Below are 13,810 nucleotides of genomic sequence, written 5' to 3'. Positions count from 1 at the left end.
CTCAGACCGGGGCGAGACGGTACAGCACCTCGGGGCGGCCGCGCCGACCGTAGCGGTGCGACACCGCGATCGCGCCGGACTCGGCCAGATGCGTCAGGTAGCGGTGCGCCGTGGCGCGCGACAGATCGCACGCCGTCGCCACCTCGAGGACCGAACGCCCCGTGACCGGGTCGAGCGCCTCGAGGACGCGCGCCAAGGTGGGCGCGGCGAGCCCCTTCGGCAGCGGGCGCGATCCGCCGGTGGACGCCGGGACGGTCCGGATGCCGCCGGTCGCCAGCAGGCGATCGATCTCGCCCTGCGCGAGCGGGCGGTCGCGGCCCGCATCCGATCGCGCCTGGCGCTCCTCGCGATAGCGCTCCAATCGCTCACGCAGAGCCGCCTCGGTGAAGGGCTTCACGAGGTAGCCGACCACGCGGGCGGCGAGCGCCTGTCGCACGGTGGTCTGATCGTGGGAGGAGCTGATGACGAGCACGTCGGGCCCGACATCGCCGACGGTCCGCAGGCGATGCAGCACCTCGATGCCGCTGACGTCGGGCAGCCGCATATCGAGCAGCACGAGGTCCACCCCCGCCCGGGTCTGCACGATCGCATCCCGTCCCGTGCCGACGGCACCCGCAACGGTGAAGCCGGGCACGGCGTCCACGAACCGGCAGTGCAGCGCGCGGGCACCCTGGTCGTCGTCGACGACCAGCACCCGGATCGGCGCGGCGCTCACACCCGCTCCATCTCGAACGCGAACCGAGCGCCGCCGAGCGACGACGGACCGACCTCGATCGTGCCGCCGCGCGACGTCACCGTCCGGCGGACGAGGTCGAGACCGTAGCCGCGCCCGAATCCCGTCGAGTCGACCTTCGTCGAGAACCCCTGTCCGAAGATCCGGCCCGCGACCCGCGGATCGACCCCCGGGCCGTCGTCCTCGACGGCGCCCCGCAGGCGTCCGCCCTCGCCGCGGACCACGCACCGCACGCGGGTCGCCCCGGCCTCGCCCGCGTTGCGGCAGAGGTTCGTCACGACCGAGACCGCGCCCTCGTCGAGATCTCCGTCGAGGACCAGGTCGAACTCGGCCTGCGCCCCGAGGTCGAGCAGCTCGGCGCGCACGGCGTGCATCGTCGCCTCCGCGACCGGCTCGGCGTCGCTCTCCCGGCTCTCGGCGGATCGCACCGGGACGACGTCCTCGATGTAGCCGAGGGCGGCGGCGTCGTCCCCGCGCGAGACCAGCCCGTGGATGACGTGCAATCTCGTACGGAACTCGTGCGACTGCTCCCGCAACGCCGCCGTCGTCCGCGCCATCTGCGCGTTCTCGGCGGCGACGACATCGGCCCGGCGGAAGCGGCGCTCGACCGCGGCCGTCAGCGCAGAGCTCGCGAGGGTCGCCACGATCAGCGCCCCGATCCCCCACGGGAGGAGCCCCGCGAGCGCGTGGTCGCGATCCTCCGCGATGCTCGACTCCAGCACACCGACCGCGACCATCCCGACGATCCCGCCGTCGTCGGCACGCACGGGAACCTTCGCCCGCAGCGACGGACCGGAGGCGCCGCGCTCGGTGCCGAGGAACGTCTCACCGGCGAGGACCGCTGCGTTCGTCGTCTCCACCTGCACCCCGCGCTCGGACGCAGAGGGATGCGTGATCCGCACCCCCTCGTCATCGGTGATGACGACGTAGTACACCCCCGCGGATGCCGCGACGAGCTCGGCGAGCGGCTGCAGCGCCGCCGTGGCCGCGGCGAGGTCGGTCGCGTCGGCGAGATCCGCCGGGGTACCGGCATCCGTCACCGCCGACAGCGTCGCACGCACGTCCTCGAGATCGGCGATGCTCTGCGCGACGCCCATGACGCGCTCGGCGGTCGCCTCGCGGATCGTGCGCTCCTGCACGTCCATCGCGACCGCCACCGTGGCCGACAGGGCGGCGAGACCCACGACCGAGGGCAGCACGAGCAGCAGCAACCGCACCGTGCGGGGCCGCAGCGGAGACGTCATCGTGCACCACTCCTCGTCCGTCGCGCGACGCGTGAGCGTTTAAGAGAACAACTGACGGCGGATGCCGGCCCGTCGCCGCGCGCTGTCATCCTATTTCGATCGCGCGGAGACGACGATGTCCGCGCGGAGGGAGCAACGATGACCCAGACAGACACACCCGCGCCGCCGCGTCGCGCCCGACATGTGGTCGGCAAGATCGTCGGCGGTGTGATCGCCGCCGCCGCCATCGGCACGGCCGCCACCGGATCGGTCGTCTCCGCCTCGACCGGGGGCGAGGTCGGCGCGTCCATGACGATCGTCGCGCCTGCCGCCGCAGGAGGCGGGTGGGACGGCGTCGCCCGCGAGCTGCAGCAGGCGCAGAAGGCGAACGGCCTCGTGAACAACGTGCAGGTCGTCAACATGCCGGGCGCCGGCGGCACGATCGCACTCGGGAACGTCTCGGTGCTCGAGGGACAGCCGAACAACATGCTCGTCGGCGGTACGGGGCTGCTCGCCGCCACGATCCAGTTCGACTCCGCCGCGACCCTCGCAGACGTCACCCCGCTGGCGGTCGTCGTCGAGGAGTACGACGTCATCGTCGTGCCGGCCGACTCCCCGTACGAGACGCTCGACGATCTCGTCGAGGCCTGGAAGGAGGATCCGAAGGCGCTGCCGTGGACCGGCGGCGGCTCGTTCGACCAGCTCGTCGTCACCGATCTGGCACTGTCCGCCGGGATCGACCCCGTCGACACGACCTACATCTCCTCCGACGGCGGCGGTGAGGCCATCCAGGCCCTGCTCAACGGCACCGCGAAAGCGGCCGCGGGCGGGTACCCCGACAACATCGACCAGATCGAGGCCGGACGCCTGCGCGCGCTCGCACTCGTGGCGAACGAGCCGATCGAGGGCATCGACATCCCGACGGCCGTCGAGCAGGGCCACGACGTGACCCTCACCAACTGGCGGTCGCTCTCGGCCCCGACCGGCCTGGAGGACGAGGAGCGCGACGCGCTCACCGAGCTCGTGCTCGACAGCATCGCGACCCCCGAGTGGGCCGACGCCATGGAGCGTTACCACTGGACCGAACGGATCATCACCGGTGACGACCTCGACGCCTTCCTGAAGGACGAAGAGGTCCGCATCCGCGAACTGTACGAGGAGATGGGTCTGTGAGCTTCCCCGCCAACCCCACATCGGCGTCCGCCGTCGTCGGCCAGCGCCTCCGCCTGGTCTCCGGCCCGGGCCTCGCCGCCCTGCTCAAGGGCCTCACGATGCCGCTGGTCCTCATGGCCTTCGCGACGTATCTCGTGATCGGCATCCTCACGATGCGCGTCCCCGAGGGCGCGGCCTTCCCGGGTCCGCAGTTCTTCCCGGGGATCATCGCGGCGGGACTCTACGCCTTCGCGGCGGTGCTCGCCGTTGGCGCGGTCCGAGAGGTGCGCGCGACGCCCGACGCGCTCACCGCCGAGCTCGAGGCCGAGCGGACGGGCGAGGAGGCCCCGCGCCCCGTCCGCGTCGACCTGCGCTCATTCGCCTGGGTCGTGCTGTCCTTCCTCGCCTTCGCGTTCCTCCTCGAGGTCCTCGGCTGGATCCTCGCGGCGGGGCTCCTCTTCTGGTGCGTCTCGCGGGCGTTCGGCGCGACCCGGCCTCTGCGGGGCCTCATCGTGGGACTCACGCTGAGCTCCCTCGCCTACATCGGTTTCGACATGGCCCTCGGGATGCCCCTCCCGTCCGGCATCCTCGGAGGTTTCTGACATGGACGTCCTGACACTCCTCGGCGAAGGCTTCGCCGGTGCCCTCACCTCCGCGAACCTGCTGTGGGTGCTGATCGGGTGCCTCCTGGGCACCGCCGTCGGCGTGCTCCCCGGCCTCGGCTCGTCGATGGCCGTCGCCCTCCTGCTGCCGATCACGTTCTCCCTCGACCCGACCGCCGCGTTCATCATGTTCGCGGGGGTGTACTTCGGAGGCCTCTTCGGCGATTCGACGATGGGCATCCTCATGAACACGCCGGGCCAGGCGTCCGCCATCGCCTCGACGTTCGAGGGGCACAAGATGGCGCTGAACGGCCGGGCGGCGCAGGCCCTCGCCACGGCTGCGATCGGAGCCTTCATCGGTGGCATGGTCGCCTCGATCGTCGTCGTCTTCGTCGCTCCCGCGCTCGCGGACTTCTCGAGCCGGTTCGGGCCGGCGGAGTTCTTCGCCCTCGCCGTGTTCGCGTTCGCCGCGACCTCGTCGGTCGTCGCCGACAGCGCGATCAAGGGTCTGACGTCGCTGTTCATCGGTCTCGGGATCGCGGTCATCGGCATCGACGGCGTCTCGGGGGCGCCGCGGTTCACGATGGACTCCCCCAATCTGTTCGACGGCATCTCGCTCGTCACCGTCACGGTCGCGATCCTGGCGCTCGGTGAAGTGATCTACGTCGCCTGCCTCGAGCGGCACATGACGGACAAGGCGCTCATCAAGCCCACCGGTCGCCCGTGGCTGAGCCGCCGCGAGTTGAAGGAAGCTGCTCCCGCGTGGCTGCGCGGCACCGCGATCGGCCTGCCGTTCGGTGTCGTCCCCGCGGGTGGGTCCGAGATCCCGACCTTCCTCGCCTACGGCCTCGAGAAGCGCCTCGACGCGCGTCGCAAGAACCCGATGTTCGGCAAGGGCGCCATCCGCGGCCTCGCCGCCCCGGAGGCGGCCGGCAACTCGACGACGGGTATGGCGATGGGCGCCCTGCTGGCGCTGGGCCTGCCGATCTCGGCGACGGCGGCCATCATGCTCGCCGCCTTCCGGCAGTACGGACTGCAGCCCGGACCGCTGCTGTTCGACCGGGCCCCCGACCTCGTCTGGGCTCTCCTGGCGAGCTTCTTCATCGCCATGGTCGTGCTGCTGATCCTGAACCTCCCGTTCGCGATGCTGTGGGCGAAGCTCCTTCTCATCCCGCGCCCGTACCTCTACGCCGGCATCACGCTCTTCTGCGCCCTGGGCATCTACGCGACGTCGGGGTCGACCTTCGACCTCGTGATGCTGCTCGGGATCGGCCTGCTCGGGTTCCTCATGCGGGCGCTCGACTTCCCACTCGCCCCGCTCATCATCGGCATGGTCCTCGGTCCCCTCGCCGAGACGAGCCTGCGGGATGCCGCGATGAGCGCCAACGGCGACTTCACCGTGCTCGTCCACGGTCCCATCTCGATCACGCTGTACGCGCTGCTCGCGGCGGTGCTGGTGTTCTCGGTCCGCAGCAAGATCGTCGCCCGCAAGCGCGCAAAGGCCGACGCGAAGGAGCTCGTCGACGCCTGACCCGGACACCACGAAGGCCCCGCCGCGCGATGCGACGGGGCCTTCGTCATGCGATCGTCAGGGGGTCGGCATCCCGCCGTTGACGTTGAGCGTCTCGCCGAGGACGTAGCTCGACTCCGGCGACGCGAGGAAGACGTACGCGGGAGCGAGCTCCGCGGGCTGTCCCATGCGTCCGAGCGGCGTGTCCTCGCCGAACTGCTCGAGCTTCTCGGGCGGCTGACCGTCCGTCACCTGGAGCGGGGTCCAGACCGGCCCGGGAGCGACCGCGTTGACGCGGATGCCCTTGGGTGCGAGCTGCTGGGCGAGCGCCTTGGTGAAGGCGTTGATCGTCGCCTTCGTCGAGGCGTAGTCCACGAGGGTCTCGGACGGCGAGTACGCCTGGATCGAGGTCGTGTTGATGATGGTCGATCCCGCGGGGAGGTGGGGAACGGCCGCCTTGGTGATCCAGAACATCGCGTCGACGTTGGTGGTGAACGTGTGGTCGAACTGCTCGTCGTCCAGCTGGGTGATGTCCTCGCTGTAGATCTGCTTGCCGCCGTTGTTGACCAGGATGTCGAGGCCGCCGAGGCCCTCGACCGCCTGCGCGACGAGGCCGACGCAGTAGTCCTTGTCCTTCAGGTCGCCCGGCAGGGTGAGGACGTTGGCACCGGCCTCACGCAGGATGCCGGCGATCCGCTGCGCGTCCTCCTCCTCTTCCGGCAGGTAGGACAGGGCGACATCGGCCCCTTCACGGGCGAAGGCGATCGCCGTCGCGGCGCCGATGCCGGAGTCGCCACCGGTGATGAGGGCCTTTCGCCCCGTCAACCGGCCCGTCCCGCGATAGGTGTCCTCGCCGAGGTCGGCCTGGGGAGCGAGGTCGGCGTCGAGGCCGGGCTCCTCCTGGTGACTCTTGCGCGGTTCGATGTGCGCGTAGAGCTCCACCGGATTCGTGAACGTGTACTGGTCGCGTGCCATCGTGCTCTCCTTCTTCTTCATGGTGGTCGTGGTGGTCGTCAGCGGCCGTCGGCGTCGTCGCCGACGAGTTCGCGGATCGTCAGCGCGGCGCGGATCAGCGCCAGGTGACTCAGTGCCTGCGGCAGATTGCCGAGGAAGGCGCCGTCGTCGGGGTCGATCATCTCGGCGAACATCCCGACGTCGTTGCCGGAGGCGACGAGCTCGTTCATCGCGGCGATGCCCTCGTCATGGCGTCCGACGCAGACGAGCGCTGCGGCGCGCCAGAAGCCGCAGGCGACGAACGTGGCCTCCTCGTCGCGCATCCCCGTGTAGCGGAACAGGTGCGGTCCCTCGCCGAGCTCCCCCGAGAGCGCGTCGATGGTGCGCGACATCCGCTCACCGCGGTCGAATCCGCTGAGAGAGTGGAGCAGGACGGAGGCGTCGAGGTCGCGGCTGCCCTGGGCCATGACGTAGGCGCCGCGCGACTCCGACCAGCCGTGCTCCTCCACCCATTCGCGCACGAGCTGCGCTTCGGCCGCCCATCGTTCGCTGCTGCCGGGGATCTGCTCGAGCTCCGCGAGGCGGACGGCGTCGTTCAGCGCCTGCCAGCAGCCCATCTTCGACGACACGTAGTGCCGCTCCTCGGGGAGCTCCCACATACCCGAGTCGGGGTTGCGCCATGAGTCGCACACCTTGTCGGCGTACATCGAGAGCATCCGTCCGGTCTGGACATCCAAAGCGTTCCCCGCCTCGACGTATGCGCGACAGATCGCGAAGAGGTCGCCGTACACCCCGAGCTGGACCTGCTCGCGGGCCGGGTTCCCGGTCACGACAGGCCCGACGCCCCGCCAGCCGGGGACGTCGTACTCCGTGACGTGCCCATCCAGTTCGCCGTCGAGCGTGTACATGACGTGCAGCTCCGGACCGTGGCGTCGGATCGTCCGCAGAAGCCACGAGATCGCGGCATGGGTCTCTTCCCGCAGACCGAACCCGACGAGGGCGTCGAGCGTGTAGGCGAGGTCGCGCACCCAGGCGAGCCGGTAGTCCCAGTTCTTCTGCCCGTCCAGGCTCTCGGGGAGGGACGTGGTCGCTGCGGCGGCGATCGCACCGGTCGGGCTGTGGATCAGGAGCTTGAGCATGAGCGCGCTGCGCTGCACGTCGGTCGCCCACGGCCCGTCGTACGAGAACTCCCGCGACCACGCGCGCCACGCCTCGATCGTGCGGTCGATGCCGCGGTCGACGTTGTCGGGGTCGGGGAAGTGGATCGGCTCGTCATGGGTCCCGACGACGATGAGCAGGTGTCGGCTGCCCCTCTCGGTCGTGAAGCCGCCCGCCAGCCCTGTCGCGATGCCGTCGGCGGATGCGGCCGGCTCCGGCCCGTGGTCGCGGCCCGTCACACCGATCGTCGTGAGTCCCGACCGCAGGATGCTGCGTCCGTTCGCCCGATCGTGCCATGGCGCCGCCGTCTTCAGCGACGTGCCCGGCTGGACGCGCCAGCGGAACGCGACCTCTCCCTCCACGCCGTCCACGCGGCGGGCGAGCTCTGCCCACGGCAGGCGTCCCGCGACGCCCGTCACGAGCGCGTCCGTCACGGTCGCCGTGCCCGACGGGGTGCGGAACGTGGTCACGAGGACGTTCGTGCGCGGCAGGTACCGCCGTCGGACGTCGTACTCCTCCACCGGCTCGAGCTCGATGCAGCCGCCCGCGTCGTCGTCGAGCAGACGCCCGAAGATCGGGAGATCGTCGACGCCGGGCAGCGGCATCCAGTCGATCTGACCCCGCAGCCCGATGAGCGCGACCGTCCGTCCGTCGCCGATCGGCGCATAGCTGCGCAGATCCTGGCCGGGAGCGGTGTCGTCGGAAGGCGGCATGCCGCGAGTCTTCCCGGGACGGCGACGGATCGTGTCCCGGTTGACACCCCGCCGTCGATGTGTGACGGTGCGCGGTCAGGCAGCAGCCTCGCGGCGCGCCGCGAGCCCGTCGATGACACCGCGGTAGGCGTCGAGCATGCGGTCCGCCCCCAGCCGCGGGCGCGCTGCGAGCGCCGCGGCCCGGTAGGCCGGCCGGTGGGCGATGACCTTGGCCCACGCGGCGGCGATCGCGTGCGGATCGTGCGGTGTGACCAGTCCCATGCCGGCCACGACCTGCGCGGAATCGCCCACCGCTGTCGTGACCGGGGTCGCGCCACTGGCGGCGCCCTCGATGAGGCACAGGGGCGACGCCTCGCCGAACGCGCTCGTCAGCGCCACGACGTCGGCGCCGCGGTAGACACGCGGCATGTCGTTTCGGATCCCCAGCCGGTGGAGGCGTCCGGCGGGCGCACCGGCCTCCGCGATCTCGGCGGTGAGCGCCTCGTTGTCCGCCGTCATGCCGGCGCCGCAGAGGACGTACTGCGTGCGGGTGTCGCGCTGCGCGTGCGCGGCGACGGCCCGGAGGAACAGACCCGGGTCCTTCATCGCATCGAATCGCGCGGCGAAGAGGACGACGGGCGCGGACGGCGCGATTCCCAGCTGGGCGCGCAGCGGCATCCGCTCGTGGGGCTTGGGGCGGTACCGTGCGAGGTCGATCCCGTTCGGGATCACGACGCGTGCGGTCGACGGCGGCAGGTACCGCGCATAGGCGTCACTCGTGGACTCCGCACACGCGATGGTCGTGGTGAGGCGACCGGACGCCGCCAGCTCCCCCATCCACCGTGCGGCGGCGCCCGAGTGGGTCGGATCCGAGCGGTGCAGGCACGCGGCGATCGGGATGTCGGGGAGCAGGCCGCGCGCCTCGAGCGCGAGGAGCAGTCCGAGGGGCTGCTCCTTGAGCGTGAGGATGACGTCGGCGCGGGCGACCTCCCGCGCCGCGACGTCGAGCTCAGCGTCGGTGAAGTCGTCCGGCTCCGGGGGCAGCGCACCGGCTTCGCGTCCCAGGTCGGTGACGTCGATGCCCGCCTCGCGCAGCCACCGGTAGCGCGGGTCGTCGGCGATGTGCTGGACCGCACCCTCGCGGCGGGCCCGCGAGGCGAGCGACAGCACGGCGTGCTCGTGCGAGCCGCCCGCATGCAGCTGGGTCACGACGTTCGTGTGGAGGACTCGGGCACCGCCCGAGAAGAGGCCTTCGTACAGGGAGAGGACGCGAGGACCGGTCATTCCCCCATGCTCGGGCGGGGCCGCGCCGGGGCGATGAACCGGAGGTGACCATCGCGTGAAGATCGCCCGCCCGGATCCGTCAGCGCGCGGTGGTGACCGTCTCCCACGCGGCGTCGGAGAAGCCCACGATCCAGGCGGTGAACACGACCAGCCCGAGGATCGTGGCGATGAGCCATCCCCAGAACGGCGCGATCCCACGCCCCGTCGCACGGTGGACGACGAACGTGCGCCCGACGACGTAGACCCCGAGAGTGACCACGAAGGCGAGGGTCGCCCACCCCCAACCGAACGGCGAGGCGATGCCGCGGCGACGGAGCGCTCGATGATCGAGCCGGGCGAAGAGCACGGCGAGCGCGACGAGGATCAGGTCGACGATGAGCAGCAGACTCAATCCCGCCACGATCCAGCCGGCCGGCGTCAGGGCCGTCGACGCCTGCCCGAGCAGGCGCGCCACCGCTTCCCCGTCGACGAGGGATCCGGTGTACAGGGGCAGAGCGGATGCCACGATCGCCGCCCAGATCCATGCGGTGCCCGGCCGGGGGGTCGCCGTCGGAGCGGGCGCCTGCGCAGGAGCGGGTGCTTCCGCCGGGGCCGCGGGAGCGGCAGGCGCCGCAGCCGGAGCGGCCGCACGGGACGGTGGTGGCGCGGCTTCATCCACGGCGACCGGTGTCCGCGGGGCGACCGTATCGCTCGCCCAGTCTGTGCCGTCCCACCAGCGCAGCTGGTCGGGTTCGCCAGGATCGGGGTACCAGCCCGCGGGCGCCTGCCGGCTCACCGGTCGCGTCCGTCGGCGGTGTCCGTCGACGAGGCGAGCTCGGCACCGGCGTGGGCGAGTTCGGCGAGCGCCGCCTCGCTCGGAGCGGGGGCGACCCCGGCGATGAGGTCGGTGAGGATCCGCACCCGGCGGCCGTGGGCGATCGCGTCCAGAGCGGATGCCCGGACGCAGTGGTCCGTGGCGATGCCGGTCACGTCGACGTCGACCACGCCGTGCGCCGTCAACAGGTCGGCGACCGTCTCGCCGGCATCCGTCACCCCTTCGAAGAGCGAGTAGGCGGGCTTGCCCTGCCCCTTCGTGACGTGATGGGTGACCGCGCTGGTGTCCAGGCCGGGGTCGTAGTCGGCTCCGGGTGTGCCGGCGACGCAGTGGACAGGCCAGGAGTCGACGTAGTCGGGCTCGGCGGAGAAGTGTCCCCCGTTGTCACCCTCGCCGTCGTGCCAGTCGCGGGACGCGACGATGAGGTCGTAGTCGGTGGCGTGGGCGGCGAGGTACGACGTGATCGCCACGGCGACCGCGTCGCCACCCTCGACGGCCAGCGCGCCGTGCTCGGTGAAGTCGTTCTGCACATCGACGATGAACAGCGCTCGGGTCATGTGTCGAGAGTACGACGGGACGGGGCCCGGTGGCATCTCCGCGTCGCGGTCGGCGCGGCTACGCTGGCGGCATGGCCACACCCGTCCGGCACCCGACCTTGGGCATCCTCGGGGCCTTCGGACTGGACGCCGTCCTCGTCGTCGTGTTCGCCGCGATCGGACGCGCGAGTCACTCCGAGGCGCCCTTCGCGGGTCTCGCCACGACGGCGGGCCCGTTCCTCGCCGCGCTCGTCACCGGATGGCTCCTCTGCCTCGGGTGGCAGGCGCCGCGCGCGATCCTCCGCACCGGATTCCCGGTGTGGGCCGTGACGGTGGCGGGCGGGATGATCCTGCGCGCGCTGTCCGGTCAGGGCGTGCAGGTCGCCTTCGTGATCGTCGCGGCATCCGTGCTGCTGCTCATGCTGGTCGGGTGGCGCGTCGTCGCGGCGCTGATCAGCCGACGCCGCGCGACCGACTGACCGCGCGCCTCACGCGTCGAGAGTCCGCCGGTACGCGGCCCGCGTCATCTCCCCGGGCGGCGCGGGCTGCGTCCCGTCCCGGTCCATCCGGGACAGCCTCGAGGGCCACCAGATGCTCCGCCCGATGTCGTATGCGAGGGCCGGTACGAGCAGCGACCGCACGATGAACGTGTCGAGCAGCACACCGAACGCCACGATGAACGCCAGCTGGACGAGGAAGAGGATCTGGATCACGCCCAGTGCCGCGAACGTCGCCGCGAGCACGAGACCCGCCGATGTGATGACCCCGCCGGTCGCCACGAGCCCGCGGAGGATGCCGCGGCGCGTCCCGTGCGCGAGCGACTCCTCCCGCACCCGCGACATGAGGAAGATGTTGTAGTCGATGCCGAGGGCGACCAGGAAGACGAAGCCGTAGAGCGGGACGGCGGGGTCGCCGCCCGGGAATCCGAAGACGTCGTTGAACACGAGCGCACTGACGCCCAGCGCCGCCGCGAACGACACGATGACGCTCAGGATCAGCAGCACCGGGGCGAGGATCGAGCGCAGCAGCAGCATGAGGATCAGCAGCACGACGGCCAGGATCACCGGGATGATCACCGTCCGGTCGCGGATCGACGTGTCGTTCGTGTCGAGGTCCACCGCGGTCGTCCCGCCGACGATCCCGTCGAACGGCGCCTCGGTGAGCGCAATGCGCAGGTCACGCACCGTCTGCTCGGCCTCGAGCGAATCGGCTGCGTCCGACAGGGTCGCCACGAGCATCACGTCACCGCCGTCCACGGTCGGCTCCGGAGCGGGGGTCCCGGGAGGGCCCTGCGGCGCAAGCACGAGCTCGCCGTCCTCGACGCTGACGGCGGCCTGCCCCGAGGGGGTGTCCGCGGCGACGACGCCGACCGAGTCCACCCCGCCCTGTGCACCGATGAGCTCAGCGGCTGCGGGCGCGTCGCCCTCCGCGACGATCACGTAGAGCGGGCTGCCGGACCCCGCCGGGAAGTGCTCGGCGAGCACGACCCCGCCGTCACGCGCCTGCGACTGCCCGAGCACGAGCTCGCTGGCTGGCACACCGTCGGCCTTCAGCTGAGTGACCCCGACCGATGCCGCCAGGAGGACGACCGTCGAGAGGATCCATACGATCCGCGCGCGCCGCGCGACGAAACGCGCGAGCTTCGCCCACAGGCCTCGGGTCGGCTGCGTCAGGTCGGCGGGCAGATCGGTCATGCCGGCCTTCGGGATGAACGGCCAGAACGCCGCACGGCCGACGAGAGCGAGGAGGGCCGGAAGGAAGGTCAAGGCGGACAGTATCGCGAAGGCGATGCCGATCGAGGCGATGGGGCCGAGGGCACGGTTGCTCGCGAGGTCGCTGAGCAGGAGACACAGCAGACCGGCGATGACGGTGCCGCCGGAGGCCAGGATGGGTTCGACAGACCCCTTCCAGGCGGAGGTCGCGGCGTCCCACCTGCGCCGCCCCTCCCCGATCGCCTCACGGAAACGCGCGACATAGAGCAGTGCGTAGTCGGTGGCGGCACCGATGACGAGGATGAACAGGATCCCCTGAACCTGGCCGTTGAGGACGACGATCTCGGCCTTCGCGAGCCACCACACGCTCAAGAGGGCGACGCAGAGGGCGAACACCGACGTCAGCAGCACGAGGATCGGCAGCAGCGGAGATCGGTACACGACGACGAGGATGACGAACACGGCGCCGAGCGCCACGAGCAGGAGCAGCCCGTCGATGCCGGTGAACCCGGTCGCCAGGTCGGCCGTGAAGCCGGCGGGTCCGGTCACCCAGGCCTCGAGGGAGGCGGGACCGTCCGCTGCGACGAGCTCGCGGACCTCGCCGACGACGTCCGTCACCTCCGCTGCGGCGTCGATCGAGACGACGACCTGCGCCGCCTCGCCGTCCTCGGACGGGATGGCCGGCGACACCTCGAGCACCCCCTCGAGCGCGCCCACCTCGTCAGCGACCGCCTGCACCTCGTCGAGATCCGCGGCGTCGATCTTGCCCGTCCCCTCGAAGACGACGAGAGCCGGGATCGCGTCACCGCCGAGGAAGTCGTCGAGTCGCTCCTGAACCTGCGTCGACTCGGCGCTCTGCGGCAGGAAACTCGACTGGTCGTTCGTCGAGACCTCCTCGACCTTGCCGAAGTAGGGTCCGCCGATGGATCCACCGGCCAGCCAGATGACGACGAGGACGAGCGGGAGCGCGATGCGCAGCCAGCGTGAAGGCGTCGATGCAGAGGACATATACCTAGCTTATCTAGATATACGCTTTTACAACAATCCTCATTGGCGGACGAAGAAGACGACGACGGACGCGATCGTGGACACGATCCCGAGCACGCCGCCGCCGATCGCGAGACCGACCAGCATCCGCAAGGCGGGCGGACGCTTCGTGAACCTCATGCGGTCCCGCCAGCCGTGGCGATACCAGATCGGCGCCGTGCCGCCCGCGCCGAGGTGGTCGCGATCATGCTCGGCCAGGTCGGCGGCGTTCACCTCACCCGCATCGTCGATCCACCGGAGAGCCCGGCCGTCCTCGTCGAGATACGCCTCGGCCGGGAGCCAACTGCCGTCGGAGGCCCACACGACGATCGCGGCGACCCCGAAGACGACCGCAGCCCCGAAGCCCACCCACGAGAAGATCTCGAGAATCGCATCCAGGGCCTGTGCCACCCG

General features: G+C 71.2%; 13 protein-coding genes. 4 read left to right on the top strand and 9 right to left on the bottom strand.

Annotated elements, in window-relative coordinates; genetic code table 11:
- Position 1: 1 nt before the first annotated feature.
- A complete protein-coding gene (locus M3190_RS12710) occupies positions 2-715 on the bottom strand; it encodes a response regulator (protein WP_251582244.1) in 714 nt (237 codons plus the stop codon).
- Entirely contained in the window at positions 712-1,977 is a 1,266-nt protein-coding gene (locus M3190_RS12705) for an ATP-binding protein (protein ID WP_251582242.1), read from the bottom strand. The genes M3190_RS12710 and M3190_RS12705 overlap by 4 nt, the downstream gene beginning before the upstream one ends.
- A 138-nt stretch (positions 1,978-2,115) precedes the next feature.
- Between M3190_RS12705 and M3190_RS12700 the strand changes: the two genes are divergently transcribed.
- From M3190_RS12700 to M3190_RS12690, 3 genes are read left to right on the top strand one after another with little or no spacing between them, the layout of a single operon-like run.
- Positions 2,116-3,129, top strand: coding sequence for a tripartite tricarboxylate transporter substrate binding protein (locus tag M3190_RS12700; protein ID WP_251582240.1), 1,014 nt, complete (start codon positions 2,116-2,118; stop codon positions 3,127-3,129).
- Positions 3,126-3,710: a tripartite tricarboxylate transporter TctB family protein gene (locus tag M3190_RS12695; RefSeq protein ID WP_251582238.1), complete on the top strand. Its 585-nt coding sequence runs from the start codon at positions 3,126-3,128 to the stop codon at positions 3,708-3,710. Before M3190_RS12700 ends, M3190_RS12695 begins: the two co-directional genes overlap by 4 nt.
- Position 3,711: 1 nt before the next feature.
- Positions 3,712-5,241: a tripartite tricarboxylate transporter permease gene (locus M3190_RS12690; protein WP_251582236.1), complete on the top strand. Its 1,530-nt coding sequence runs from the start codon at positions 3,712-3,714 to the stop codon at positions 5,239-5,241.
- A 57-nt stretch (positions 5,242-5,298) separates the two neighbouring features.
- Here M3190_RS12690 and M3190_RS12685 read toward each other — a convergent pair whose 3' ends face one another.
- The 5 genes from M3190_RS12685 to M3190_RS12665 all read right to left on the bottom strand — a co-directional run bounded on the left by M3190_RS12685 (position 5,299) and on the right by M3190_RS12665 (position 10,679).
- Positions 5,299-6,195 (bottom strand): SDR family oxidoreductase, encoded by an 897-nt coding sequence (locus M3190_RS12685; RefSeq protein WP_251582228.1) that lies wholly within the window; start codon positions 6,193-6,195, stop codon positions 5,299-5,301.
- A 38-nt stretch (positions 6,196-6,233) separates the two neighbouring features.
- Positions 6,234-8,045, bottom strand: a complete 1,812-nt coding sequence (locus tag M3190_RS12680; protein ID WP_251582226.1) for a glycoside hydrolase family 15 protein — start codon at positions 8,043-8,045, stop codon at positions 6,234-6,236.
- Positions 8,046-8,120: 75 nt separating this feature from the next.
- Complete coding sequence (locus M3190_RS12675) at positions 8,121-9,308, bottom strand: glycosyltransferase (RefSeq protein WP_251582224.1); 1,188 nt, start codon at positions 9,306-9,308, stop codon at positions 8,121-8,123.
- Between the two features lie 79 nt (positions 9,309-9,387).
- Positions 9,388-10,083 carry a DUF2510 domain-containing protein gene (locus tag M3190_RS12670; protein ID WP_251582222.1) on the bottom strand — a complete coding sequence of 232 codons (696 nt, stop codon included), beginning with the start codon at positions 10,081-10,083 and terminating at the stop codon, positions 9,388-9,390.
- Entirely contained in the window at positions 10,080-10,679 is a 600-nt protein-coding gene (locus M3190_RS12665) for an isochorismatase family protein (RefSeq protein WP_251582220.1), read from the bottom strand. Before M3190_RS12665 ends, M3190_RS12670 begins: the two co-directional genes overlap by 4 nt.
- 71 nt (positions 10,680-10,750) lie before the next feature.
- Between M3190_RS12665 and M3190_RS12660 the strand changes: the two genes are divergently transcribed.
- Positions 10,751-11,137, top strand: coding sequence for a DUF3054 domain-containing protein (locus tag M3190_RS12660; protein WP_251582218.1), 387 nt, complete (start codon positions 10,751-10,753; stop codon positions 11,135-11,137).
- 9 nt (positions 11,138-11,146) lie between these two features.
- Here the strand turns inward: M3190_RS12660 and M3190_RS12655 are convergent, their stop codons facing one another.
- Both M3190_RS12655 and M3190_RS12650 read right to left on the bottom strand, forming a co-directional pair.
- Positions 11,147-13,378 carry an MMPL family transporter gene (locus M3190_RS12655; RefSeq protein ID WP_251582216.1) on the bottom strand — a complete coding sequence of 744 codons (2,232 nt, stop codon included), beginning with the start codon at positions 13,376-13,378 and terminating at the stop codon, positions 11,147-11,149.
- A 39-nt stretch (positions 13,379-13,417) separates the two neighbouring features.
- On the bottom strand, positions 13,418-13,807 hold the full coding sequence (locus tag M3190_RS12650) for a hypothetical protein (RefSeq protein ID WP_251582214.1): 390 nt from the start codon (positions 13,805-13,807) through the stop codon (positions 13,418-13,420).
- Positions 13,808-13,810: the final 3 nt, after the last annotated feature.

This window comes from Microbacterium oleivorans (genome assembly GCF_023715745.1).
GTDB lineage: Bacteria > Actinomycetota > Actinomycetes > Actinomycetales > Microbacteriaceae > Microbacterium > Microbacterium oleivorans_D.
The sequence above is the reverse complement of the archived record's forward strand: the minus strand, read 5'-3'. Positions and strand labels throughout refer to the sequence as shown.

Bases quoted from the DNA above. Each gene is read 5' to 3' on its own strand.
- M3190_RS12705 (WP_251582242.1), bottom strand. From the start codon at position 1,977: ATGACGTCTCCGCTGCGGCCCCGCACGGTGCGGTTGCTGCTGCTCGTG.
- M3190_RS12700 (WP_251582240.1), top strand. From the start codon at position 2,116: ATGACCCAGACAGACACACCCGCGCCGCCGCGTCGCGCCCGACATGTG.
- M3190_RS12690 (WP_251582236.1), top strand. From the start codon at position 3,712: ATGGACGTCCTGACACTCCTCGGCGAAGGCTTCGCCGGTGCCCTCACC.
- M3190_RS12685 (WP_251582228.1), bottom strand. From the start codon at position 6,195: ATGGCACGCGACCAGTACACGTTCACGAATCCGGTGGAGCTCTACGCG.
- M3190_RS12680 (WP_251582226.1), bottom strand. From the start codon at position 8,045: ATGCCGCCTTCCGACGACACCGCTCCCGGCCAGGATCTGCGCAGCTAT.
- M3190_RS12675 (WP_251582224.1), bottom strand. From the start codon at position 9,308: ATGACCGGTCCTCGCGTCCTCTCCCTGTACGAAGGCCTCTTCTCGGGC.
- M3190_RS12665 (WP_251582220.1), bottom strand. From the start codon at position 10,679: ATGACCCGAGCGCTGTTCATCGTCGATGTGCAGAACGACTTCACCGAG.
- M3190_RS12660 (WP_251582218.1), top strand. From the start codon at position 10,751: ATGGCCACACCCGTCCGGCACCCGACCTTGGGCATCCTCGGGGCCTTC.
- M3190_RS12655 (WP_251582216.1), bottom strand. From the start codon at position 13,378: ATGTCCTCTGCATCGACGCCTTCACGCTGGCTGCGCATCGCGCTCCCG.